The 23,617-nt window shown below is 62.4% G+C and carries 20 protein-coding genes; 3 read left to right on the top strand and 17 right to left on the bottom strand.

The window, feature by feature from the left end; all coding sequences use genetic code 11:
- Positions 1–3: 3 nt before the first annotated feature.
- A complete protein-coding gene (locus AC0R79_RS20480; protein ID WP_474731520.1) occupies positions 4–1,545 on the bottom strand; it encodes an FAD-dependent oxidoreductase in 1,542 nt (513 codons plus the stop codon).
- 194 nt (positions 1,546–1,739) lie between these two features.
- Here AC0R79_RS20480 and AC0R79_RS20475 point away from each other — a divergent pair, with 194 nt between their 5' ends.
- Positions 1,740–2,828: a DUF1615 domain-containing protein gene (locus tag AC0R79_RS20475; protein ID WP_375747509.1), complete on the top strand. Its 1,089-nt coding sequence runs from the start codon at positions 1,740–1,742 to the stop codon at positions 2,826–2,828.
- Positions 2,829–2,906: 78 nt separating this feature from the next.
- Here AC0R79_RS20475 and AC0R79_RS20470 read toward each other — a convergent pair whose 3' ends face one another.
- From AC0R79_RS20470 to AC0R79_RS20415, 12 genes are all read right to left on the bottom strand, one after another.
- Positions 2,907–3,347, bottom strand: a complete 441-nt coding sequence (locus AC0R79_RS20470; protein ID WP_474731518.1) for a phage infection protein — start codon at positions 3,345–3,347, stop codon at positions 2,907–2,909.
- A 113-nt stretch (positions 3,348–3,460) separates the two neighbouring features.
- The gene (locus tag AC0R79_RS20465) at positions 3,461–4,156 is read right to left on the bottom strand and encodes an anti-sigma factor (protein ID WP_474731516.1); all 696 of its coding nucleotides are present in this window, start codon (positions 4,154–4,156) and stop codon (positions 3,461–3,463) included.
- Positions 4,153–4,686, bottom strand: coding sequence for a sigma-70 family RNA polymerase sigma factor (locus AC0R79_RS20460; protein ID WP_474731514.1), 534 nt, complete (start codon positions 4,684–4,686; stop codon positions 4,153–4,155). The genes AC0R79_RS20465 and AC0R79_RS20460 overlap by 4 nt, the downstream gene beginning before the upstream one ends.
- A gap of 42 nt (positions 4,687–4,728) precedes the next feature.
- Positions 4,729–5,250: a DUF3455 domain-containing protein gene (locus AC0R79_RS20455; RefSeq protein ID WP_007959070.1), complete on the bottom strand. Its 522-nt coding sequence runs from the start codon at positions 5,248–5,250 to the stop codon at positions 4,729–4,731.
- A 143-nt stretch (positions 5,251–5,393) separates the two neighbouring features.
- On the bottom strand, positions 5,394–7,055 hold the full coding sequence (locus AC0R79_RS20450; protein WP_474731511.1) for an ABC transporter ATP-binding protein: 1,662 nt from the start codon (positions 7,053–7,055) through the stop codon (positions 5,394–5,396).
- A gap of 14 nt (positions 7,056–7,069) precedes the next feature.
- The gene (locus AC0R79_RS20445; protein ID WP_262160349.1) at positions 7,070–8,092 is read right to left on the bottom strand and encodes an ABC transporter permease; all 1,023 of its coding nucleotides are present in this window, start codon (positions 8,090–8,092) and stop codon (positions 7,070–7,072) included.
- Positions 8,092–9,156, bottom strand: a complete 1,065-nt coding sequence (locus AC0R79_RS20440) for a microcin C ABC transporter permease YejB (RefSeq protein WP_011335075.1) — start codon at positions 9,154–9,156, stop codon at positions 8,092–8,094. The genes AC0R79_RS20445 and AC0R79_RS20440 overlap by 1 nt, the downstream gene beginning before the upstream one ends.
- Position 9,157: 1 nt before the next feature.
- The gene (locus AC0R79_RS20435) at positions 9,158–11,029 is read right to left on the bottom strand and encodes an extracellular solute-binding protein (protein ID WP_474731508.1); all 1,872 of its coding nucleotides are present in this window, start codon (positions 11,027–11,029) and stop codon (positions 9,158–9,160) included.
- A gap of 110 nt (positions 11,030–11,139) precedes the next feature.
- Positions 11,140–13,845, bottom strand: coding sequence for a TonB-dependent receptor (locus tag AC0R79_RS20430; protein ID WP_474731506.1), 2,706 nt, complete (start codon positions 13,843–13,845; stop codon positions 11,140–11,142).
- Between the two features lie 208 nt (positions 13,846–14,053).
- Entirely contained in the window at positions 14,054–14,455 is a 402-nt protein-coding gene (locus tag AC0R79_RS20425; protein ID WP_007959059.1) for an ExbD/TolR family protein, read from the bottom strand.
- Positions 14,455–15,159: a MotA/TolQ/ExbB proton channel family protein gene (locus tag AC0R79_RS20420; protein ID WP_197870039.1), complete on the bottom strand. Its 705-nt coding sequence runs from the start codon at positions 15,157–15,159 to the stop codon at positions 14,455–14,457. The genes AC0R79_RS20425 and AC0R79_RS20420 overlap by 1 nt, the downstream gene beginning before the upstream one ends.
- A gap of 49 nt (positions 15,160–15,208) precedes the next feature.
- Complete coding sequence (locus AC0R79_RS20415; RefSeq protein WP_474731503.1) at positions 15,209–16,009, bottom strand: energy transducer TonB; 801 nt, start codon at positions 16,007–16,009, stop codon at positions 15,209–15,211.
- A gap of 1,090 nt (positions 16,010–17,099) precedes the next feature.
- Between AC0R79_RS20415 and AC0R79_RS20410 the strand changes: the two genes are divergently transcribed.
- Complete coding sequence (locus tag AC0R79_RS20410; protein WP_127798873.1) at positions 17,100–17,723, top strand: glutathione S-transferase N-terminal domain-containing protein; 624 nt, start codon at positions 17,100–17,102, stop codon at positions 17,721–17,723.
- 141 nt (positions 17,724–17,864) lie between these two features.
- Here AC0R79_RS20410 and AC0R79_RS20405 read toward each other — a convergent pair whose 3' ends face one another.
- The gene (locus AC0R79_RS20405) at positions 17,865–18,305 is read right to left on the bottom strand and encodes a CBS domain-containing protein (RefSeq protein WP_474731501.1); all 441 of its coding nucleotides are present in this window, start codon (positions 18,303–18,305) and stop codon (positions 17,865–17,867) included.
- A gap of 189 nt (positions 18,306–18,494) precedes the next feature.
- On the opposite strand from AC0R79_RS20405, the gene AC0R79_RS20400 reads away from it, so the two are divergent.
- Complete coding sequence (locus AC0R79_RS20400) at positions 18,495–20,855, top strand: DNA polymerase II (RefSeq protein ID WP_474731500.1); 2,361 nt, start codon at positions 18,495–18,497, stop codon at positions 20,853–20,855.
- Here AC0R79_RS20400 and AC0R79_RS20395 read toward each other — a convergent pair.
- From AC0R79_RS20395 to AC0R79_RS20385, 3 genes are all read right to left on the bottom strand, one after another.
- Entirely contained in the window at positions 20,820–21,290 is a 471-nt protein-coding gene (locus AC0R79_RS20395; RefSeq protein WP_474731499.1) for a DUF1810 domain-containing protein, read from the bottom strand. The two genes, AC0R79_RS20400 and AC0R79_RS20395, sit on opposite strands and share 36 nt — an antisense overlap.
- A 29-nt stretch (positions 21,291–21,319) precedes the next feature.
- Positions 21,320–22,141: an aldo/keto reductase gene (locus AC0R79_RS20390; protein ID WP_474731497.1), complete on the bottom strand. Its 822-nt coding sequence runs from the start codon at positions 22,139–22,141 to the stop codon at positions 21,320–21,322.
- Positions 22,142–22,230: 89 nt separating this feature from the next.
- The gene (locus tag AC0R79_RS20385; protein WP_474731495.1) at positions 22,231–23,379 is read right to left on the bottom strand and encodes an aldose epimerase family protein; all 1,149 of its coding nucleotides are present in this window, start codon (positions 23,377–23,379) and stop codon (positions 22,231–22,233) included.
- Between the last annotated feature and the right edge of the window lie 238 nt (positions 23,380–23,617).

Raw genomic sequence — 23,617 nt, 5'->3', positions numbered from 1 at the left:
CGCTCACTGGATGGGCTGCTGCAAATAACATCTGATCCCGTGGTCACGGAAATACCGCTCGATCACCTTCGGATCCGCGCTGTTGTCGGCAATCGCCACGTAGGTATCGGGGCGCAGCAGGTAAAAGCCGTTGCGCCCCAGCCCTGCCGTTTCAAACGCCGGACGCCAGTCGAACACGTGCAGCGGCAAGTGATGTTCATTGCACCAGGCGATCATCTCGTCGCTGGTGTCGCCGTACACATGCACCTGCCAGCACGGATGGCGCAACGGCTCGTAATTATCCCCCTCGCCATCATGGGCCCACGGCAAGCGGTCGCCGCCGTGCACGTGCCCGGCCACGCCTTCGCTCAACGCCATGCCTCGATAGTTGACGGTGATTTGCGAGACGGTGCGAAACAGGAATTCGCGGCTGGTTTCGAATGAGGCCATTTTCGGAATCAGGAACGGCGCCAGCCGCGTGCGCAACAGGTCGGCCATGCGACCTTCAGCGGTGACGAAGCTGAAGACTTTGTCGGTGGTCGACACCAGTCGCCGGGCGAAGGCGATGCGCTCGGTTTCGTAGCTGTCGAGCAGTTTGGGCGTGGCAGCGCCGCCGAGTACTGCCGCGAGTTTCCACGCCAGATTGATCGCATCGCCGATGCCGGTGTTCATGCCTTGGCCACCAGCGGGGCTGTGTACGTGCGCTGCGTCGCCGAGCAGAAACGCCCGGCCCTTGCGAAAGTGATCCGCCACCCGGTGATGCACGCGGTAGGTGGAGAACCAGTTGACGTCCTCGATGTGCACGTTCAGATGTTCGATGGCGCGGTTGCTGACATCGGAAAATTCCAGGGTTTCGGCGCGATCCGCGCGCTCATCACGCACGGTGCCGATCAACCGCGCACGGCCTTCGCCGGCCAGCGGGAACACCGCGAGAAAGTCCGCCTCATCCAGATCCAGATGCAACTCGCCGTTGAGCGCCGGGCCGCTGGCCTGCACATCCGCGACATAGAAAATCTGCTGATAAGTGCCGCCGGGAAAACCGGTGTCGAGGGTTTTGCGCACGACCGAACGGGCGCCGTCACACCCGGCCAGATAGCAGGCCTGACAGATTTCCTGCTCGCCATCCGGCAGGCGCAAATGCGCGGTGAGGCCGTCGCCGTTTTCCGTGAAACTCTCCAGCGTCGTGTTGCGCTCGACGGTCACGTCGTAGTCTTCGAGGCGGTCGATCAACAGCCGCTCGTGTTCGTCCTGCGGGTACATTTCCAGAAAGGCATAGGGTGTCAGGCCTTCGCCGATCCGGTTCAGCGGCAACTGCGCCACGGGTTTTCCCTTGACCCAGAAATTCGCCGCCGCCACCCGGTGACCGTTGCGCACCACCGCATCGGCAAGATCCAGTTGCCGGTACAGCTCAAGGGTGCGCGCCTGCACCGCCAGCGCCCGCGACGTGGTGCCCGGCGCGGAAGCCTTGTCGATAATGCGCACGCGCACGCCCAGTTTGCTCAGCCACAGGGCCAGCACCAGTCCGGTGGGGCCTGCGCCGATGATCAGAACATCACTGCGGTTCATGGTCTGTCCTCCTCGCGTGTCCTGGCCCCAAGCTTGCCACTGAGTGTGCAGCAGCAAGTATGGATCAGACGGCGAGGGCGGCCAGTCGGCCTGCCAAACGGGGCGATGGAACAGCGCCGCCGGCCCGCAGTCCTATCCTGCACCCTGCGATTGCGCGTAGGGTTAACCCGGCTCAACGGACTGGATGAAGCGTTATGCACACCCCTCGATTATTCGTCAGCCTCGCCGCGCTGCTGGTACTGGCCGGTTGCGCCGGTCAACGCAGCGAAGAACCGGCGCCGCGCCCGCCCGCCGAGGTCAAGGCGCAGATCGTGCGCCTGCTGCCGGCAAAAACCGTCGACCGCCAGGGCTGGGCCACCGACATCTACGCCGCGTTCGCCGCCCAGGGCATCAGCCCGACCACGCAAAACCTGTGTTCGGTGCTGGCCGTCGCCGAGCAGGAATCCACTTTCCAGGTCGATCCGCCGGTGCCTGGCCTGGGCAAGATCGCCCGTGACGAAATCGACCGCCGCGCCGCCAAGGTGCATATCCCGAGCCTGTTGGTCAGCGGCGCCTTGCAGGTGCGCTCGCCCAACGGCAAGACCTACAGCGAACGCCTGAGCGCCGCCCGCAGCGAAAAGGAATTGAGCGCGATTTTCGACGACTTCATCGGCTCGGTGCCGATGGGCCGCACGCTGTTCAGCGGTTTCAACCCGGTGCACACCGGCGGGCCGATGCAGGTCAGCATCGAATTCGCCGAGCAGCATGCCAAGGACTATCCGTACCCGGTGGACGGGACGATTCGCCGCGAGGTGTTCAGTCGTCGCGGCGGCATGTATTTCGGCATTGCCCATTTGCTGGGTTATCCGGTGAGTTACCGCGAGCCGCTGTACCGCTTTGCTGATTTCAACGCCGGCTGGTACGCCAGTCGCAATGCGGCATTTCAGAACGCGGTCAGCCGGGCGTCGGGGATTCCGCTGGCGCTGGATGGCGACCTGATCCGCCCGGGCGCGATCATGCCGGGCAGCACTGAACTGGCGGTGCGCGCCCTCGGCAAATCGCTGGGCATGCGCAATCCGGTGATCCGCGATCAACTGGAGAAGGGCGATAGCCTGGCTTTCGAGGAGACCAAACTGTATCAACGGGTATTCGTGCTGGCGGAGCGTGCGGAAGGCAAGTCATTGCCCCGTGCGGTGTTGCCGGGCATCGTGCTGCAAAGCCCGAAGATCACCCGCAAACTGACCACGGCGTGGTTTGCCAAACGGGTCGACGAGCGCTATCGGCGCTGCATGGCCAAGGGCTGAGGACGATCAGACAGGCATAAAAAAACCCGGCTGACGGGAGCCGGGTTTTTTCTGGGTTGTTGCGGTCAAGCCATTCATTCAGGCAACGCGGCGTTCAATCAGACGATCCGAACCACCTTCAGCAACGCGGCGTTCGATCAGACGATCCGAGCCACCTTCGGCAACGCGGCGTTCGATCAGACGATCCGAATCACCTTCAGCAACGCGGCGTTCGATCAGACGATCCGAGCCACCTTCGGCAACGCGGCGTTCGATCAGACGATCCGAACCACCTTCAGCAACGCGGCGTTCGATCAGACGATCCGAGCCACCTTCGGCAACGCGGCGTTCAATCAGACGATCCGAGCCACCTTCGGCAACGCGACGTTCGATCAGACGATCCGAACCGCCTTCAGCGACGCGACGTTCAATCAGACGATCCGAACCGCCTTCGGCGATCATGGTGTGGGCAGGTTTCGCGGCAAATGCGTTGAAGGCCAGAACCGAAAGGGCAATGCTGAGGATGACTTGGCGTTTCATGATTTTTTGCTCCGGGGGTGTTGTTTGTTTGGTATGGAGCCGATCTTACGCCCGGGATTTTTTTAGAGAACTTCATTGACGTGATGGTGAACATCGACGTCGATGATGGTTTGTCACAGCACCTTCACCGCGCGGCCAATTGCCTGGATCGGCCCGGTGGGTTTGCCGATCGGCGAGCCGTTGGCGCCTTCCAGCGTCAGCTCGAACAACTGGTTCGGTTGCAGCGGCGGCAGCTTGTCCAGCGGGATCGATAGCGCCTGGCCCGGTTTGACCAGCCCCAGCGACACCGGACCCTGCCAGCCGTCGGCCTTGGTCCAGAACTCCAGCGCCTTGTCCGCCGGCACCTCGACCACGCCCAGCGGAATCAACTGAATCTCCCGTGGACTGCTGGCCTGGATCACCCAGCCCGGCGCCTTGTCCTGCGGGGCGACCAGCACCACCAGAAAGCTCGGTTTCGGTGTGGTTTGAGTTAACAGGATCGAACCCAGCAACAAAGTCGCGGCCAACCCGGCAGCGCTCAATCCGCGCCACAGCGACAGACGGTTCCACCATGAAATCTCGGGCGCCACCTTATGGGTGAGTTGCCCGACACTGCGCTCAATGCGTTGCCACAGCTGCAACGAAGGCTGATGCGCCGGGGCGAGGTCGGTCAGCTCCAGCAGCCGCCGCTCCCAGGCATCCACCGCCGCTTGCAGCTCGGGCTCGTTGGGCAAGCGTCGTTGTACTTCGGCGCGCGCTTCGGCCGAGAGGGTACCGAGCACGTATTCGCTGGCCAGTTCATCGCGTTCCTGCGCCGATTCGGTGGTCATCCCATGCACTCCCGCAACGCATTGAGGCTGCGCTTGATCCAGGCTTTGACGGTGCCCAGCGGCGTGTCGAGGCGTTGGGCGATCTGCGCGTGGCTGTAACCGTCGACGTAGGCGTGAAGGATGCAGCGGCGGCGTTGCGGTTCCAGTTGATGCAGGCAGCGATGGATGCGGGTCGATTGCGCCAGCGCATCGAAGTCGTCATCAATCGCCAGAGATTCGTTGCTGTCGTTCAGCGGCGTTTCCCGGTTGTGATTGCGCAACACATTCAACGCCAGATGCCGGGTCACGCTGAACATCCAGCCCCGCGCCGAACCGCGCGCCGGATCGAACCCCGACGCGCCAGCCCAGATCTTGAGGAATGCATCGTGAACGATGTCTTCGGCCAGCGCCGTGTCGCGCACCAGACGCCGGGCCACACCGAGCAGCCGCGGACTTTCCTGCACATACAATTCGCGCAGGGCCCCGCGCTCGCCGCGGGCACAGGCGGCGAGGCGGGCTTCGTAATCGAACGCGGTTTCGGGTAATGGCATGTCCTGCAATCTAGCAAGCATCCGGCAAACGTCCAGCCGGGTTCAGTTCGCCGCCCAGAAAATGTAGTCGGCCTGGTACTTCACCACTTCCTGTTTGCCCTTGTTCGCTGCCGTGCATTCACTGCCCGGCGCCACGCCGCCCTTGAGCGCGACACGCTGGATGTAGCTCACGCCGCTCATGGCGCCTTTGCCCTCGGCGGGGTTGGCCTTGACCAGTTGATAGGGCAGGTTGCCCGGGCTCGAAGGCGCTACGGCCAGTTGCGTGCCGGTGACTTTCGAACCGTCCTGCGCCTGCCAGGTGGCGGGCGGGCCGAAGTAGGTGCCGACCTGTTTACCGCTGCGATCGTTGAGCACCGCTTTGGGTCCGACGAACACCCACTCGGTCTGGCCGGCGACGTTGGCCTTGTCCCGGCATTCGTAGGTGATCTCGCCGACCCCGGTGGTTTCCATCGCGATCTTGTGGCCGTCCGGCACCTTGATCGCGTCGGGATAACTGCTTTGGGCAAAGCTTGTCGAAGCGATGGCAAGCAAACCGGTGAGGCCGATCAGTTGGGTGATGTTCATCAGTGTTTCTCCGAAAAAGGGTAAACCGCTGACAGCCGAAAGAGGGCTGTTACAGGGACTACCCGTGACGGAGGCGTTTGGATGCAGTGGCCGGAAAATAAACTTCAAACCCCATCGATTACCCCCTGTGGGAGCGAGCTTGCTCACGAATACGGTGTGTCAGCCACATAAATACTGACTGATCCGACGCCTTCGCGAGCAAGCTCGCTCCCACAGGGTTCTTTGTCAGACTTCAGGCCGGAGGCTTTCAGCAACGCCTGGGTGTAGGCATGCTGCGGCGCCGCAAAAATCTGGCGCGAGGCTCCCTGTTCCACCACCTTGCCGTCCTTGATCACCATCAAATCGTGCGCCAGCGCATGCACCACCGCCAGGTCATGGCTGATGAACAGGTACGTCAGCCCATGGCGGATCTGCAATTGCCGCAACAACTCCACCACCTGTTTCTGCACCGTGCGATCCAGCGCCGAAGTCGGTTCGTCGAGCAGAATCAGCGCCGGTTCCAGCACCAGCGCCCGGGCGATGGAAATGCGCTGGCGCTGGCCGCCGGAGAACTCGTGGGGATAGCGATGACGGCTCTGAGGGTCGAGGCCGACTTCCTCCAGCACGCGGATCACCGCCGCCTCACGTTCTTCGGCCGTGCCGATGCCGTGGGTCAGCAGGCCTTCGGCGATGATCTGCTGCACCGACATCCGAGGGCTGAGGCTGCCGAACGGGTCCTGGAACACCACCTGAATCTGCCGGCGCAACGGGCGCATCAAACGCTGATTGAGCAGGCTCAGTTGCTTGTTGCCGAAGCGAATATCGCCCTCGGATTCCACCAGCCGCAGAATCGCTTGGCCCAGCGTCGACTTGCCCGAGCCAGACTCGCCGACAATGCCCAGGGTCTTGCCCCGTTGCAGCCGGAAACTCACTCCGTCCACGGCCTTGATGTATTCCTGGGTGCGACTGAACAACGCCTTGGGCAGCGGAAACCAGACTTTCAGATCGTCCACTTCCAGCAGGTTGTGATCGTAGCGGCTCGGCACTGGCGCGCCCGACGGTTCTGCTTCGATCAGCAGGCGGCTGTAAGCATGCTGCGGCGTGCGGAACAGCGTTTCGCAGTCGGCCTGTTCGACGATTTCCCCGTGGCGCATCACGCACACCCGTTGGGCGATACGCCGCACCAGATTGAGGTCGTGACTGATCAGCAGCAGCGACATGCCGAGGCGTTGCTGCAACTCGATCAGCAACTCGAGAATCTTCTGCTGCACGGTCACGTCGAGAGCCGTGGTTGGCTCATCGGCGATCAGTAATTCCGGCTCGTTGGCCAGCGCCATGGCGATCATCACCCGTTGCCGCTGGCCTCCGGAGAGCTGGTGCGGATAGGCCTTCAAGCGCTGCAACGGTTGGCGAATGCCCACCAGTTCCAGCAGCTCCAGCGTGCGCTGGCGCGCGGCGCGGCCCTTGAGTCCCTTGTGGATCTCCAGCACTTCGCTGATCTGTTTTTCCACCGTGTGCAACGGGTTCAGCGAGGTCATCGGCTCCTGGAAAATCATCGCGATGCGGTTGCCGCGCAAGCCGCGCAGCTGCTGTTCGCTGGCGTGCAGCAAGTCCACGCCGTTGTAGCGGATGCTGCCCGTGCTGCTGACGGTCTTGGCCGGCAGCAAGCGCAGGATCGAGTGCGCCGTCACCGACTTGCCCGAGCCGGATTCGCCGACCAGTGCCAGGCACTCGCCACGGCGGATGTCGAGGTTCACACCGTGCACCACTTCGTGCCCGGCGAAGGCGACGCGCAGGTCGCGGATTTCAATCAGGTTGTCGGTCATTTCAGCTCCGGGGATCAGGATCGCGGATCGAACGCGTCACGGCAGGCTTCGCCGATAAACACCAGCAAGGACAGAATCAACGCCAAGGCAAAAAACGCCGTCAGCCCCAGCCATGGCGCTTGCAGATTGCGCTTGGCCTGGCCGATCAGTTCACCCAGCGACGCGGTGCCGGCGGGCATGCCGAAGCCAAGAAAATCCAGCGCGGTGAGGGTGGCGATGGCGCCGGTCAGAATGAACGGCAGGTAGGTAAGGGTGGAGGTCATGGCGTTGGGCAGAATGTGCCGGCGCATCAGTTCACTGTCCGTCAGGCCCAGGGCTCGCGCGGCCTTGACGTATTCCAGGCTGCGCCCACGCAGGAACTCGGCGCGCACCACGTCCACCAGTGCCAGCCAGGAAAACAGCGCCATGATCCCCAGCAGCCACCAGAAACTCGGCGAGACGAACCCGGACAAAATGATCAGCAGGTACAGCACCGGCAGCCCCGACCAGATCTCCAGCACCCGCTGCCCGAGCAAGTCGACCCAGCCGCCGTAATAACCCTGCAACGCTCCGGCGACGATGCCGACCAGGGCACTGACGGCGGTGAGAATCAGCGCGAACAGAATCGAAATCCGCGTGCCGAAAATCACTCGCGCCAACACATCCCGCGCCTGATCGTCGGTGCCCAGCCAGTTGCTGGAGGACGGCGGACTGGGTGCCGGTTCCGTGAGGTCGTAATTGACCGTGTCGTAGCTGAACGGGATCGGCGGGAACAGCATCCAGCCGCCCTGATCCTCGATCAGTTTGTGTACGTAATTGCTGGCGTAATCCGGCTGGAACGGCAGTTCGCCGCCGAAATCGGTTTCCTGATAATCGCTGAGGATCGGGAAGTAAAAGGCGTCGTGGTAGCGGATCACCAGCGGCTTGTCGTTGGCGATCAGTTCGCCGCCGAGGCAGATCAGGCACAGCCCGATGAACAGCCACAGCGACCAGCGCCCGCGCCGGTTGGCCTTGAATTGCGCAATGCGCCGCCGGCCCAGAGGGGAGAGTGTGAACATCAGGCAGTCCTCGCCGAGAAGTCGATGCGCGGGTCGAGCAGGGTGTAGCAGAGGTCGCCGATCAGCTTGATCAACAGGCCGAACAGGGTGAACAGGAACAGCGTGCCGAACACCACCGGGTAGTCCCGTGAAACCGCCGCTTCGTAGCTCATGCGCCCGAGGCCGTCGAGGTTGAAGATGGTTTCGATCAGCAGGGAGCCAGCGAAAAAAACCTCGATCAACGCCGACGGCACACCGGCCACCACCAACAGCATCGCGTTGCGAAACACATGGCCGTAGAGCACGCGTCTTTCGGTCAGGCCCTTGGCGCGCGCGGTGATCACGTACTGACGGCTGATCTCGTTGAGGAAGCTGTTTTTGGTCAGGATCGTCAGCGTCGCAAAACCGCCGATCACCAGCGCCGTCACCGGCAACACCAGGTGCCAGAGGTAGTCGCCGACCTTGCCCCACAGGCTCAGGCTGTCGAAGTTGTCCGAGACCAGCCCCTGTACCGGAAACCAGTTGACGTAGCTGCCCCCGGCGAACACCACGATCAACAGGATCGCGAACAGAAACGCCGGCATCGCGTAGCCGACGATGATCGCCGTGCTGCTCCAGACATCGAACGCGCTACCGTTTTTGATTGCCTTGCGGATCCCCAGCGGGATCGAAATCAGGTAGGTGATCAAGGTCGCCCACAGGCCGAGGGACAGCGACACCGGCAGTTTCTGCACGATCAGATCGGTGACCTTCGCACCGCGAAAGAAACTGCTGCCCAGGTCCAGTTGCGCATAGTTCTTGAGCATCAGCCACAGGCGTTCGTGCATCGGCTTGTCGAAGCCGTAGTGGTGCTTGATCTCTTCGATCAGCGCCGGGTCCAGGCCACGGCTGCTGCGCCCGGCACCGCCGATCGCGGTGACCTCGCTGGCGCCGCCCATGCTGTGTCCGCCGAAGCCTTGCAGGCGGGCGATGGCCTGTTCCACCGGGCCGCCGGGCGCGGCCTGCACGATGACGAAGTTGACCACCAGAATGCACAGCAGCGTCGGGATGATCAGCAACAGACGTCGACTCAGATAACGCCACATGTCACTGGCCCCCCGCGAGTTGGTGCAGGGCACTCATCTGCTGATTGGTCAGCGGCTTGGCCGAGACCTCCCACCAGGTGTCGAGGCCTTCGCTGTAGATCGGCTGCACCGACGGCCTGCCGAAGCGGTTCTGAAACACCGTCGGCGTGCCTTTGGAGTAGTAGTTGGGAATCATGTAGTCACCCCATTGCAGCACCCGGTCGAGGGCGCGGGCGTAACGCACCATGGCGTCGCGGGTATTGGCCTGGACCAGGCCGTCGATCAGCCGGTCCACCGCCGGGTCCGCCAGCACCATCGAATTGGAGCTGCCGACTTGTGTGGCGCTCTGTGAGGCATACAGGCTGTACAACTCGCGGCCCGGCGAGACGATCGGATCGCCGCTGCGGGGGAAACTGGTGACGATCATGTCGTAGTCCCGGGCGTTGAGCCGGTTGACGTACTGCGCCGAATCGATGCGCCGCAGATTCAGGGTGATGCCGATCTGCGCCAGGGTGCGTTTGTAGGGCAGCAGCATGCGGTCGAAACCGCCCTGGCCGTCGAGGAAGGTGAATTCGAATGGCTCGCCGGCGGCGTTCACCAGCCGATTGTTTTTCGGTGTCCATCCGGCCTCGGCCAACAGCTTCAGGGCCTGCAACTGCTTGTCGCGGATGTAGCCGCTGCCATCGGTTTTCGGCGCCTGATAGACCCGGCTGAAAACCTCGTCCGGAATCTGTCCGCGCAGCGGTTCGAGGATCGCCAGTTCTCCGGCGTCGGGCAGGGCGGTGGCGGCCATTTCACTCTTCGGCCAGTAGCTGTTCTGGCGCACGTAGAAGCCGCGCATCATCTGTTTGTTGGTCCACTCGAAATCCCACAGCAGGCTCAGCGCCTGACGCACGCGGCGATCCTTGAACAGCGGGTTCTGCAGATTGAACACAAACCCCTGGGCGCTGGTCGGTTTGTCCGGGGCGAGAATCGCCTGTTGCAGGCGACCGTCGCGCAGGGCCGGGCTGTCGTAGCCGACCACGTAGCCGGACGAGGAAAACTCGCGGTTGTAGTCGAACGCGCCGGCCTGCAGCAGTTGTCGGGCGACGTCGGTGTCGCCGTAGAAATTCACGGTCAGGCTGTCGAAGTTGTACATTCCGCGACTGACCGGCAGGTCTTTGCCCCACCACTGCGGGTCACGCTGGAAACTGATGCTGCGTCCCGCATCGACCTTGCTCACTCGGTACGGGCCGCTGCCCAGCGGCGGTTCGAAGCCGCCGCCGTTGGCGAAGTCGCGGGTTTTCCACCAGTGCTCGGGCACCGGTCGCAGCGACGCCAGATCCAGCGCGAGGGTGCGGTTGAGGTTGTTCTTGAAGGTGAAGCGAATCTGTCGCGGACCTTCGATCAGCACGTCCTGCACATCGGCGTATTGCTGGCGATAACTCAGGCTGCCCTTGGTCATCAACAGCTCGAAGGTGTAGCGCACGTCTTCGGCGGTGATCGGTGTGCCGTCGGCGAAACGCGCCTCGGGATTCAGGTTGAAACGCACCCACAGGCCGCCGGGATCGCGCTCCATGGATTGCGCCACCAGACCGTAGACGGTGTAGGGCTCGTCCAGCGAGCGGAACGCCAGCGGCGAATACACCCAGTCGTTGACCTGCACCACGGAAATGCCCTGATCGGCATACGGGGTGATGTAGTTGTACTGACCGATCTCCATCGAAGCGCGGCTGAGCGAGCCGCCCTTGGGGGCGTCGGGATTGACGAAGTCGAAGTGCTGGAAACCGGCAGGGTATTTCGGCGCCTCGCCGTACACCGTCATCGCATAGCTGCCGCCGGCCAGCGCAGATGCCGCGTTGCACAGCAGCGCGCTGCCGAGCAGCAGGCCGGCCATGTTGCGCATGAATGTCATGAAGTCGTTCCTCTGAGCCGGAAAAACCCGAAGCGGCGGCAGGCCGCTGCGGGATGCGAATTCGCAAGGGGAAGGGGCCGGCCGGAGTCTTGCGCGGCCCCGACCGGGACTCAGAAGTGGTACGTCATGCGCGCAAACAGCGTGCGGCCCAGCGGATCGGTGTAGCGCGGGTCATAACCGCTCTGGAAGTTGTAGGCCTGGTTGGAGAACGGCGGGTCGCGGTCGAACAGGTTCTTCACCCCGGCATCGACGTCCAGCACCTTGTCGAAGGTGTAGCCGGCCGACAGGTCCCACACCGAATACGATGCGACCCGCGCGTTGGTCTCGCGGTCGTAGTCGTTGTAGCCGGTGGTGAAGCGGTTGGTCAGCGCCGCGCGGGCGGCGCCGAAGGTCCAGGAACCGGTCAGGTTGTGTTTCCAGCGGGCAATCACCCCGTCACCCTTGAAGTCGCCGACCTTGTCGGTGAACGGGCCCTTGATGGTGCTCTGGAAGTCGTACTCGTCGACATAGGTGCCTTGCAGACCCAGGCCGAATTGACCGTACGGCGTGTTCGGGAAGCGATAGTCCAGCGACACATCGACGCCGTTGGTTTCGACGATGCCGAGGTTGGCGTTGCCGGTGACGATGTAATTGAGCGTGCCGTCGGCGTTGCGCACGAAGCGGTCAGGGTAGCTGCCGGCCTGATCGAACACGGTGGATTCCGGGAACGGCTGGATCTGGTTGGAGATGTGAATCCACCAGAAATCCAGGCCCACGGACAGATTGCTGACCGGTTGATAAACGAAGCCCAGCGTCACGTTGCGCGCTTTCTCCGGGGCCAGGTCTTCGTTGCCGCCGATCTGGTTGAGGAACTGCTGACCGCAATCGCGCCCGCCGTTGCCGCCCGGTTGCACCACGCCGCCGGTACACAGCACCGGGTCGTTGTAGTAGCCCTGGGTGAAGGTGATGCTGCGCGGCGAATACAACTCATACAGCGACGGCGCGCGGAAGCCTTCGCTGTAGGCGCCGCGCACCACCAGCTCCTTGAGTGGCTGATAACGAAACGAGTATTTCGGGTTGGTGGTGCTGCCGAAGTCGCTGTATTTGTCGTGACGCACGGCGGCGGACAGTTCCAGGCTGTCGAGCACCGGCACGTTGATTTCCGCGTAGGCGGCTTTCACGCTGCGGTCGCCCTCGACGCTGCCGGCCGGGTCAATGCCCAGGCTCTGGATGTCGCCGGCGAAGGCTTCGAAGTCCTGGTGGAATTTCTCTTTGCGGTACTCGCCGCCCAGCGCCAGACCCGACGGGCCGGCACCGAACCAGTCACCGATCTCGCGGCTGATCCGCCCGTCGAAACCGGCGACCCGACCGACCGCCGTGGAATAGGCGCCGTGGTACGCGGCCTGATCGATGTATTGCTGACCGGCGCTGGTCTGCGGGCCGAACGGGTTGAGCAGGCCGCTGGCCAGACCGTCGATCATCGCCTGATCGCTGACGTAGCCGCTGGTGACGCTGGAGACGATCTTGTTCTGGTTGTACGAGGCGCCGACGTTGTAGTCCCAGCCGCCGACCAGACCGTCGAAGCTCAGCAAAAAGCGCTGGCTGGTGTTCTGGTCTTTCGATTCACGCGGGCCGGCGGCGGTTTCGCGCCAGTTCACGTCCACCGGTTGCGTCGGGTCGAGGGCGAACCCGGTGGGCGCCGGGGTGATGCCGTTGCCAGGGTAGTAGGGCGAGGACGAATCCAGGCTCAGGCCGGTCAATGGCGCTGGGCCAATAGCGGTGGCGTTGTTGTTGCGCGACCAGAAGTATTCGAGGTTGACGTTGTGGTCGTCGGCCAGTTTTCCGGTGGTCTTGCCGAAGAACGACGTTTTCTCGGTCTGCGGCACCAGGTCGATGTATTCGCGGGTGCTGAAGCGGCAGAGGCCGTCGCGGGCCACCAGGTTGGGGCCGTTGCAATTGCTGTTGGCCAGCGGGTTGGTGGCGTTGCCGTTCTGGCTGTAGTTGCCGGGGAACGCGGTGCCGGAGGTCTGGTCCAGGCCACGGCCGGGCACGTAGTCGCGGGCGAAGGAGCGGTCGTTGGCGTCGAGGTTCTGCTGCTTGTTGTAGTTGAACACGCCGAGCACGTTGAAGCGGTCCTGCTCCAGGTCGCCGTAGCCCCAACTGGCGCTCATGTCCTTGGTCGCACCGCCGCCACTGTGGGTCGGGGTTTCGCCGCCGAGGGTGAGTTGGCCGTCGGTCATGGATTTCTTGGTGATGAAGTTGATCACGCCGCCGATGGCGTCGGTACCGTACAGGGCCGAGGCGCCGTCGCGCAATACTTCCACGCGCTCGATTGCGGCAAACGGGATCATGTTCAGATCCACCGCGCCGCCGGCCGAATTGGTGCCCGACAGGGCGTTGTTCGCCAGTCGGCGACCGTTGAGCAGCACCAGCGTCTTGTTCGCGCCGATGCCGCGCATGTCGGCGAACGAGGCGCCGCCGGTGGCCGCGCCGACCGAGCCTGCGCTGTTGTTGATCGACTGGCTGCCGGTGATGCGCTGCACCAGTTCGGCGGTGGTGGTCACGCCCTGTTTGCGCAGCTCTTCGGCCTTGAGCACGGTGATCGGCACCGCCGTTTCCGCGTCGACCCGACGGATCGCCGAACCGGTCACTTCGACCCGTTGCAGTTGCGTGGTCGGCGCGACCACCGCAGTAGCGGCCGGGACGCTGTTGTCGTCCTCGGCAGCCTGAACCCCGGCGCCCATCCCCATGGCCACCAGGTACAACGGAACGAAACGATGGCGGGAAATCGTCGCCACCAAGGGTTTGAGCGTGAAGCGTGGAGTGTTCATCAGCATGGTTGTTTCCGACTTTGTTAGACGTTTATCGAAATGGCCTTGTGAGCCCTCTTTGCACGGAGCACGGTGGTGCCGCGCCGCGAAAACCACTTTCTTCAAGCAAGCCGATCCCCTCCGAAGACGCGCTGCGTTTTTTCGGTCGGCCGATTGCGACGGGATTCAACGAACGGTGTCGGGCGCGTCCCTCACTGCGCGCCCGGCACCGCCGTCAGCGGGTGGTCATCACCGATATCTTGGTGATGCCCGAGCGCTCGATGGACGCCATGGCTTTGGCGACCTGGCCGTAATTCACGGCGGAGTCGGCCTGCAGCTGCACGCGCACTTCGGCGTCCTTGGCCTTGACCTCCTTGAGGCTGGCCTCCAGTGATTCCGGCGCCAGCTCGGTCTTGGCCAGGAAGAACTTGCCGTCCTGATCGACGCTGACCACCACCGGATCCTTCTTTTCGGCGGGGGCGACGGCGTCGGTTTTTGGCAGGTTGACCTTGATCGCGTTGGTCATCAGCGGCGCGGTGACGATGAACACCACCAACAGCACGAGCATCACGTCCACCAGCGGCGTGACGTTCATTTCGCTGAGCACTTCATCGCTGTCTTGAGTGGAAAAGGACATCAGCTGGCCTCCCGCACGGCGGCCGTGGATTTGGCGATGGCCTGGCGGCTGATGGAAAACGCGCTGCGCGAGGCGAGGGCGTCGAAGTCGTGGGCGAAGTCATCCATGTCCGCCGACGCTAGTTTCAGGCGCCGCAGGAAGAAGTTGTAAATCAGCACCGCCGGCACCGCGACGGCAATGCCCACACCGGTGGCGATCAGCGCGTGGCCGATGGGCCCGGCCACGGTTTCCAGGCTGGCCGAACCGCTGGCGCCGATGCTTTGCAGGGCTTCCATGATTCCCCACACCGTGCCGAACAGGCCAATGAACGGCGCGGTGCTGCCGATGCTGGCGAGGATCGCCTGGCCGTTTTCCAGTGAGCGGCGTTCCTTCTGGATCTGCTGGCGCAGGTTGCGTTCCAGTCGATCGGCACGGTTGATGGTGTGCGCCAGTTGTTGGGTGGTGCGCGGGGATTCTTCCACCAGCAAGGCTTCGAAACCGCTGCTGGCGATCCGCGCCAGCGAGCCCGGGTACTGGCTGGCGTGTTCGGCGGCGGTGAGTAGATCCGGTGCGCCCCAGAAGGCTTTGCTGAACTGCCGGTTCTGGGTTTTCTGGCGCAGGTATTGCGCCGACTTGACCAGCAGGATCGCCCAACTGACCACGGAAAACAGCACCAGCCCCCAGAGCACGCCGGGGACAATCATCGAAGACAAAGAATCGTTCATGGCTACACCTCGCTTGCGTTAATCGGTTGTGAGTTCGGTTGTCGCGCCGTCATTGCGGCAATTTGAAATCGATGGTCTGGGTGGCGAAGCCGTCGATCGGTGTGTCGCCGCGTTTGGCCGGGATGAACTTCCAGGCCTTCACCGCCGCAACCGCCGCGTCGTCCAGTTGCGGCTTGCCGCTGGATTTGGTCACCGTCACCGAGCCTGCGCGACCGTTGGCCAGCACCTGAATCCGCAGCACCACGCTGCCTTCCCAGTTGCGCCGCAGGGCCAGCGACGGGTATTCCGGCGGCGGGTTGCCGAGGCTGGCGAGGCCGGAAATCGCCGCCGACTCTTTCACCGGGCCCGGTGCCGCCGCAGGTGCCGGTGGCGCACTCGGGGTGGCAGGGGCGGCAGGTGCTGCCGGTTGCGCAGGGGCGGGCGGCGCTTTCGGCGGCTCGGCCTTTTTCACCGGTTTGGGTTTCTCGACCGGCTTGGGTTTCTCCACCGGTTTGGGCGGCGGCTTGACCGCGTCCTCGTCTTCCACCGGTTGTTCCGGTTCGGGCGGTGGCGGTGGTGGGGGTGGCGGTTCCGGTGTCGGCGGGGCCGGCGGTGTCGGGCTGGTCAGCTCGACGGTCATTTCCGGAATTTCCGGTGGCGTCGGCAGCGGTTCGGCCCGCGCCTGCTGGAAAAACCACCAGGCGCCGCCGTGTATCAGCGCCGACACCGCCACCAGCAACAGCATCTGCTGTTTGTTCAGGCCGCCGGGCTGAGAAGTGTTGGCCTTGTAGACGGGCCGCCCCGCCACCGACGCAAGCGCTGCGTTCGGTACTGGCCCCGGCGGCGTTCTGTGCTTTACCGCATCGTTCATTAAAGCTCCCTCGGGTGGATGAAGGGCAATAAGGTGCCGTTCGAACAACACAGCGTTGTTCGAGTGAGTGGTCGCAACTTTCATGCAGGTGTGCAGAAGCCGATAGTTGAACTATCTATTGAACAGGGCTTGTGCAGCTTGTTGCTTCAGTAATGCCGACTTCGATGGTTCATTGATCCGGTCCGTGGCTGTTCTTTTATAAGTGAGTGTGCAATTGAGTGGCGAACATCGTTCTTGCCCTCATGGTGGATGCAATAGCAACCGCTGTGCCAAACAGTAAACAAATGTGTAGCGGTTATTTCACGGATGATACGTATGTCGCATTTATATAAGTTTCATCAGGCACGCCGGTTTTCATGGGCGCATAACCTCCCGACGGCCCTGTTTGCAGGGCTTTTTTCAGGGCGAGACAGACCTGGCGCGGTATCGCGCTGTTCAGCGAGATAGAGCAGCTGTTCTCGTGTCGGCCAGGACGCGTGATGGTGCGTGGCGGACTGATTTGGTGCGGGTCAGTGTTTTAGCGGGTCACAGGCGATGTTCCTTGTTCTTGTCTAAGTAAAGTCGGTTGTTCCGCTTGTTCGGTGTAATGGTTGAAAGTGCAGTTTTGGTGCGCTTCGGACATTAACGCCGAACAGCAAAAGTTGTACGGGTGTGCTGTCTGAAAGTTATTGTCGAACAATCTGTTCTGGCATTCATTAATGCAGCGCGCACGCAATGACTGCTTGCGTGCTATTTAAAAAATAAATAGTGCAGGTGTTCAGGTAATAAAGGGAATGCACGGACAGTTCGCAGGACGAACACGGCGTAGGTACAAGGGCACGGAGAGAAGAGTGTGGCGCAGCAGATGAAGATTCACGCGGTGAACTCCTTGTTGCCAGCTCGGATACGCGAACTTTTGGTTCGGTATCGCACCTTACAAGAACGCGGATAGCGTTCGCTGATTGCTCTTGGTGCGGGATGGGCACCGCCAGCGCTGTTTTGCGAGATCAGGGATTCGCAAGCTGCCGATGAATGCGCAATCCGTGCCAAATTCGATACAACGGCTATAAATAGGGCCAGGCAGGATGCCTTTCGCAGTGGAGGAGGGGATATGTATCAGCTCTACGGACACCGCAACTCAGGAGCAGCGGCCATCGAGGCGGCGCTCGAGCTGTGCCAGGTGGCTTACCGCTTCATCGATATCGAGGCCAGTGCGGAAGCGGCGCAGGAGCTGGCGCGGCTCAATCCGCTCAAACAGATCCCGACCCTGCAACTGCCGGACGGCAGTGTCATCACCGAAAGTGCGGCGATCCTGATTCATCTGGGGCAAAGCTTTGCGCAATCCGGCCTGCTGCCGGCCAACGGCGCTGACCGCGATCAGGCGATTCGGGGCCTGGTGTACATCGTCAGCAATTGTTATGCGGCCATTGGGATCATTGATTACCCGGAACGCTGGCTGGTGATGCCGGACGAGGCCTCGCGGCAGAATCTGATGGCGGGTGCGCGGGAACGACTGCACTGGACCTGGGAGGTGTTTGCCGACCAGTTCTCCGCCGAGTTGTACCTGGACGATGAAACGCCGGGGGCACTGGATGTGCTGGCGGCGGTGGTTACGCGCTGGGCCGGTGCCCGCGAACACCTGCGTCAGACCCGGCCCGGTTTCCATGCGTGGCTGCAACGCATCGACCGACACCCGGTGCTGGCGCCGGTCTTTGCGCGGCATTGGCCCGGTTAAGAAATCGAATCAGATGGTGATCGTTGATCGTTCCCACGCTCCGCGTGGGAATGCAGCCCAGGACGCTCCGCGTCCCAAAGCGTGACGCAGAGCGTCACAAGAGGCGTTCCCACGCAGAGCGTGGGAACGATCAAACAGGAACTATTCCCCGCGAATGTACTGCTCCAGCTGTTTGATCAGCTCCGCCTGTTCGGCAATCGCTTCCTTGACCAGGTCGCCGATCGACAGCAGGCCGATCAGTTTGCCGTCCTCCACCACGGGCAAGTGGCGCAGGCGTTTGTCGGACATGATGCCAAGGCAAGTATCGACGGTCTGGTGGGTGTCCACCGTGATCACGTTAGCCACCATGATGTCGCGCACCGGCGTGCCCACCGAGGAGCGCCCGTGCAGCACCAGTTTGCGCGCGTAATCGCGCTCGCTGATGATGCCCACCACGTTGTCGTCTTCCACCACGAGCAGGGCGCCGACGTTCTTCTCGGCCATTTTCATCAGCGCTTCGAGCACCATGTGATCGGGTTTGATCTGGTGCACTTCCTGATTTTTCGGATCTTTGAGCTTGAGCAGCTGGGCGACGGTTTTCATGGCGGTTACTCAGGTGTTGTCGTTGTTCTCCAAGCATCGTAGACGCAGGCGCGCAGGGCAAGGCCGCAAAACGGCAGATAACACGCAAAAAACGTCATTTGACCGGGTTTTTCATGGCGAGGCCTTTGTCACGGGTTACGGCAATGCCGCGTAGAATGCCCGTCTGAATCAATTCCTGAGGTTGCAGTGGTGGATTTACAGCAGGGCTTCGTCCTGACCCGGCATTGGCGCGACACCCCGGCCGGCACCGAAGTCGAGTTCTGGCTGGCGACCGACGCCGGGCCGCGCCGTGTGCGCCTGCCGCATCAGCCGTCGGTGGCGTTCATCCCGGCTGTCCAGCGCGAGCAGGCCGAGCGGGTGCTGGCGGACGAAAAGAACGTCGAACTGCGCCCCCTGGCCTTGCAGGATTTCGAGCATCGCCCGGTGCTCGGTCTGTATTGCCAGCAGCACGGTCAGTTGATGCGCCTGGAAACTGCGCTCAACCGCCACAGTGTCGACGTCTTCGAAGCCGATGTGCGACCGCCCGAGCGCTATTTGATGGAGCGATTCATCACCGCGCCGGTGTGGTTCAGCGGCACGCCCGATGCCGACGGTGTGCTGCTCGACGCGCACCTCAAGCCTGCACCCGACTATCGCCCGCAACTGCGACTGGTTTCGCTGGACATCGAAACCACCGAGCAGGGCGAGTTGTATTCCATCGCCCTGGAAGGCTGCGGCGAACGGCAGGTGTACATGCTCGGCGCGCCGAACGGCGATGACAGCATCGTCGATTTCGACCTCGAGTACTGCGAATCGCGCACCCTGATCCTCAAGAAGCTCAACGACTGGTTCGCCCGCCACGACCCCGACGCGATCATCGGCTGGAACCTCGTGCAGTTCGACCTGCGCATCCTCCACGAACACGCCCGGCGCCTCGGCGTGCCGCTCAAGCTCGGGCGTGGCGGCGAGGAAATGCAGTGGCGCGAACATGGCAGCCGCAATCATTACTTCGCGGCAGCGGCAGGAAGGCTGATCATCGATGGCATCGAATCCCTGCGTTCGGCGACCTGGAGCTTTCCCTCGTTCAGTCTGGAGAACGTCGCCCAGACGTTGCTCGGCGAGGGCAAGTCCATCGACAACCCGTACCAGCGCATGGACGAGATCAACCGCATGTTCGCCGAGGACAAACCGGCGCTGGCCAAGTACAACCTCAAGGACTGCGAACTGGTCACGCGTATCTTCGCCAAGACCGAGCTGCTGAAGTTTTTGCTGGAGCGCGCCAGCGTCACCGGTCTGCCGGCGGATCGCAGCGGCGGCTCGGTGGCGGCATTCACCCATTTGTACATGCCGTTGATGCACCGTCAGGGTTTTGTGGCGCCGAACCTTGGCACCAATCCACCGCAGGCCAGCCCCGGCGGGTTTGTCATGGACTCGCAACCAGGGCTGTACGAATCGGTGCTGGTGCTCGACTACAAGAGCCTTTATCCGTCGATCATCCGCACCTTTCTGATCGACCCGGTGGGGTTGATCGAAGGTTTGCAGCATCCGGATGACAGCGACTCGGTGCCGGGTTTTCGCGGCGCTCGTTTCTCTCGCACCCGGCATTGCCTGCCATCCATCGTCGCGCGTGTCGCCGAGGGTCGCGAGACCGCCAAACGCGAACACAACGCGCCGTTGTCCCAGGCGCTGAAGATCATCATGAACGCTTTCTACGGCGTGCTCGGTTCCAGCGGTTGCCGGTTTTTCGATACGCGGCTGGCGTCATCGATCACCCTGCGCGGCCACGAAATCATGTTGCGCACTCGGCAACTGATCGAGGCTCAGGGGCATGCGGTGATCTATGGCGACACCGACTCGACTTTCGTCTGGCTGCGTCGCCCCCACGGTCAGGAAGAGGCGGCGACCATTGGCCGGGCGCTGGTTGCGCACGTCAACGACTGGTGGCGCGAGCATGTGCGTGAGCAATACGGGCTGGAAAGCGCCCTCGAATTGCAGTTCGAAACCCACTACAAACGCTTCCTGATGCCGACCATCCGTGGCGCGGAAGAGGGCAGCAAAAAGCGCTATGCCGGACTGGTGACTCGTGCCGACGGCAGCGAAGAAATGGTCTACAAAGGCCTGGAAACCGTGCGCACCGACTGGTCGCTGCTGGCCCGGCAATTCCAGCAGGAGCTGTACGAGCGGATCTTCCAGCGCAAGCCGTATCAGGATTACGTGCGCGAGTATGTGCGCAAGACGTTGGCCGGCGAGTTCGACGAGCGACTGGTCTACCGCAAGCGCCTGCGCCGCACCCTCGACGACTATGAACGCAACGTGCCGCCCCACGTGCGCGCCGCACGACTGGCGGACGATTACAACGCGCAACACGGTCGCCCGCGCCAGTACCAGAACGGCGGCTGGATCAGCTACGTCATCACCCTGGCCGGGCCCGAGCCGCTGGAAGTGCGCCGCGCGGCCATTGACTACGACCACTACATCACCCGCCAGCTGCAACCGGTGGCGGATGCGATCCTGCCGTTTGTCGACGACGATTTCTCAACCCTGATCGGGGGGCAACTGGGCCTGTTTTGAGTCCAGCAGTTGCAGGGTCCATTCGTCCTGAATGCCGTGGAAGTAACGCTCCAGCGCCTGATGCCAAAGGCTGCTTTCGTCAGCGAACTGGGCGAACAGCGTCATCGATGAGTGGAATTTGAGGTCGTCCGGATGGCCGAAAATTTCGGCAATCGAACGCTGCTGCACATTCAGTACAAGCTGCGTGCAGGTCCGCAGCCGGGCGCCGAGCAACGGGTGGTCGATGTAGGCGCGGGTTTCCGGCGCCGAGCTGATCGCGAACCGCCGCGACATCTCACTGCCCCCGAGCCCGGCGAACTGCGGGAACACGAACCACATCCAGTGGCTGCGCTTGCGGCCCTCGCCGAGCTCGCGCTGGACCCGTTCGAACACCGGGTCCTGGGCGAGCACGAAGCGTTGCAGATTGAATGGATCGTCCTGATCAGTGCTTCTCATGGCGAAGCCCTCTGTCAGTCGGCGGTGGCTCAGACCATGGCCAGCCGCTGCTTGCGTTTTGGCGCCTGAAACACCTGGTCCAGCGCCGCCAGATCCCCGCCATCGAGTTGCAGCTGCGCCGCTTGTGCATTGAGCTGCACGTGTTCCGGGCGCACGGCCTTGGGAATCGCGATCAGCCCATCCTGACGCAGAATCCACGCCAGCGAAACCTGTGCCGGGGTCACGCCGTGACGAGCGGCAATCTGTTTCAGCACCGGCTCGGCAAGCATCGCACCGCCCTGGCCGATCGGGCAGTACGCCATCAGCGGCATGCGCTGTTGCTGGCACCACGGCAGCAGGTCGAATTCGATGCCGCGCTCTTCCAGGTTGTACAGCACTTGATTGGTCGCGCAGGCCGATGAAGACAGTTCCTCAAGATCATCGACGTCGAAATTCGACACGCCCCAGCGACCGATCTTGCCGTCCTCGCGCAGACGTTCGAACGCCTCGACGGTTTCTTCCAGCGGATACTGGCCGCGCCAATGCAGCAGATAGAGGTCGATGTAATCGGTGTCGAGCCGGCGCAGACTGCGCTCGCAGGCCTGGGGAATGCCCTTGCGACTGGCGTTGTGCGGGTAGACCTTGCTCACCAGGAACACCTGATCGCGCAGGCCGGCAATGGCTTCGCCGACGACGGTTTCGGCACCGCCTTCACCGTACATTTCCGCAGTGTCGATCAGGGTCATCCCCAGTTCGATGCCACTGCGCAGGGCCGCCACTTCACGCTTGTGCGCTGAGCGGTCTTCGCCCATGCGCCAGGTGCCCTGGCCAATCACCGGCACCTGCACGCCAGCCAATTCGAGGGTACGCATTCAAACCTCCTTTCTGAAACGGTCGATACCTGGGTGGGCAGCAGGATAGCCCACGGGTTCCGTCCGGTTCCAGAAAGGCGGTCAGGTGCTTACTTGGCGGAGAACTTCAACACCACGCTCTGGGTGTAGGTCTGGCCGGGATCGAGGCGAGTACTCGGGAAGTTCGGTTGGTTCGGCGAATCCGGGTAGTGCTGAGTCTCCAGGGTGAACGCGCCCCAGTGCGGATAGACCTTGCCACCCTTGCCCTTGACCGTGCCGTCGAGGAAGTTGCTGGTGTAGAACTGCACGCCCGGTTCGTTGGTGAACAGCTGCAAATGCCGGCCCGATTGCGGGTCGCTGACTTCGGCGGCGAGTTTGCTGACGTCACCCTTGGTGTCCAGCGCCCAGTTGAAATCGAAGCCACCGTGTTTCGGTTCGGCGAATTTCAATTGCGGGTGATCGGCCTTGATGTGCTGGCCGATGGCGGTGGGCTTCGTGAAGTCCAACGGCGTGCCGGCCACAGGGGCCAGTTCACCGGTCGGGATCAGCTTGGCGGTGACCGGGGTGTAATGGCTGGCGTGCAGGGTGGCGACTTGCTTGAGGATGTCGCCATTGCCGGCACCGGCAAGGTTGAAGTAGCTGTGGTTGGTCAGGTTGAGCACAGTGGGTTTGTCGGTGCTGGCCTTGTAGTCGATGCGCAGTTCGTTGCTGTCGGTGAGGCGGTAGGTCACCTCGGTGGTGAGGTTGCCGGGGAAACCCATTTCACCATCCGCCGACAGATAGGTCAGGGTCACGCCGACCGAATCCTTGTCCTTGGTTTCCTTCGCCTTCCAGACCTTTTTGTCGAAGCCCTGAGTGCCGCCGTGCAAGGCGTTGGTCTTGTCGTTCTGCGGCACCTGGTAGCGTTTGCCGTCGAGCTCGAACGCACCGTCGGCCAGGCGATTGCCGAAACGGCCGATGGTTGCGCCGAAGTACGCGGTGCCTTTCTGATAACCCTGCACATCATCGAAACCGAGGACGATGTCGTCGAGCTTGCCGTGCTTGTCCGGCACTTGCAGCGCCTGCAAGGTCGCGCCGTAGGTGATGACCGTGGCTTGCATGCCGTGGCTGTTGCGCAGGATGTATTGCTCGACCGGCGTGCCGTCATTGGTTTTGCCGAAGGCTTTGTGTTCGCTGGACAGGCCGGCGGCCTGGGCGGAGAGGGTGGCGATCATCAGGGACAGTCCGAGGCCGCAGAGTGAGTGTCGGGATTGAAGCATGGGTTGACCTTCCTTTTTGTTGTTGTTTTGAAAATCTTTAAATAGTCATGCTAATTAATGGATGAATGGGAATTTATAGCGGATTAAACGATTAATGCAAAAATAAAGTCGGACTAAATTGATTGAGCCAAGGGCGCCGAAGGTCGGGAATCCACGCCGGCACTGCACTTTTGCGAAATCCCCGGCTCTATCCATGGCCAGGGTGCGGTGACTTCCGCCGCACAGGAACGTGTCCGTC

It is taken from the genome of Pseudomonas sp. HD57-3 (assembly GCF_056113135.1).
Note: the sequence above shows the minus strand (reverse complement) of the source record. Positions and strands in the feature narration are given on the sequence as shown.

Bases quoted from the DNA above. Each gene is read 5' to 3' on its own strand.
- AC0R79_RS20480 (WP_474731520.1), bottom strand. From the start codon at position 1,545: ATGAACCGCAGTGATGTTCTGATCATCGGCGCAGGCCCCACCGGACTG.
- AC0R79_RS20475 (WP_375747509.1), top strand. From the start codon at position 1,740: ATGCACACCCCTCGATTATTCGTCAGCCTCGCCGCGCTGCTGGTACTG.
- AC0R79_RS20470 (WP_474731518.1), bottom strand. From the start codon at position 3,347: ATGAAACGCCAAGTCATCCTCAGCATTGCCCTTTCGGTTCTGGCCTTC.
- AC0R79_RS20465 (WP_474731516.1), bottom strand. From the start codon at position 4,156: ATGACCACCGAATCGGCGCAGGAACGCGATGAACTGGCCAGCGAATAC.
- AC0R79_RS20460 (WP_474731514.1), bottom strand. From the start codon at position 4,686: ATGCCATTACCCGAAACCGCGTTCGATTACGAAGCCCGCCTCGCCGCC.
- AC0R79_RS20455 (WP_007959070.1), bottom strand. From the start codon at position 5,250: ATGAACATCACCCAACTGATCGGCCTCACCGGTTTGCTTGCCATCGCT.
- AC0R79_RS20450 (WP_474731511.1), bottom strand. From the start codon at position 7,055: ATGACCGACAACCTGATTGAAATCCGCGACCTGCGCGTCGCCTTCGCC.
- AC0R79_RS20445 (WP_262160349.1), bottom strand. From the start codon at position 8,092: ATGTTCACACTCTCCCCTCTGGGCCGGCGGCGCATTGCGCAATTCAAG.
- AC0R79_RS20440 (WP_011335075.1), bottom strand. From the start codon at position 9,156: ATGTGGCGTTATCTGAGTCGACGTCTGTTGCTGATCATCCCGACGCTG.
- AC0R79_RS20435 (WP_474731508.1), bottom strand. From the start codon at position 11,029: ATGACATTCATGCGCAACATGGCCGGCCTGCTGCTCGGCAGCGCGCTG.
- AC0R79_RS20430 (WP_474731506.1), bottom strand. From the start codon at position 13,845: ATGCTGATGAACACTCCACGCTTCACGCTCAAACCCTTGGTGGCGACG.
- AC0R79_RS20425 (WP_007959059.1), bottom strand. From the start codon at position 14,455: ATGTCCTTTTCCACTCAAGACAGCGATGAAGTGCTCAGCGAAATGAAC.
- AC0R79_RS20420 (WP_197870039.1), bottom strand. From the start codon at position 15,159: ATGAACGATTCTTTGTCTTCGATGATTGTCCCCGGCGTGCTCTGGGGG.
- AC0R79_RS20415 (WP_474731503.1), bottom strand. From the start codon at position 16,009: ATGAACGATGCGGTAAAGCACAGAACGCCGCCGGGGCCAGTACCGAAC.
- AC0R79_RS20410 (WP_127798873.1), top strand. From the start codon at position 17,100: ATGTATCAGCTCTACGGACACCGCAACTCAGGAGCAGCGGCCATCGAG.
- AC0R79_RS20405 (WP_474731501.1), bottom strand. From the start codon at position 18,305: ATGAAAACCGTCGCCCAGCTGCTCAAGCTCAAAGATCCGAAAAATCAG.
- AC0R79_RS20395 (WP_474731499.1), bottom strand. From the start codon at position 21,290: ATGAGAAGCACTGATCAGGACGATCCATTCAATCTGCAACGCTTCGTG.
- AC0R79_RS20390 (WP_474731497.1), bottom strand. From the start codon at position 22,141: ATGCGTACCCTCGAATTGGCTGGCGTGCAGGTGCCGGTGATTGGCCAG.
- AC0R79_RS20385 (WP_474731495.1), bottom strand. From the start codon at position 23,379: ATGCTTCAATCCCGACACTCACTCTGCGGCCTCGGACTGTCCCTGATG.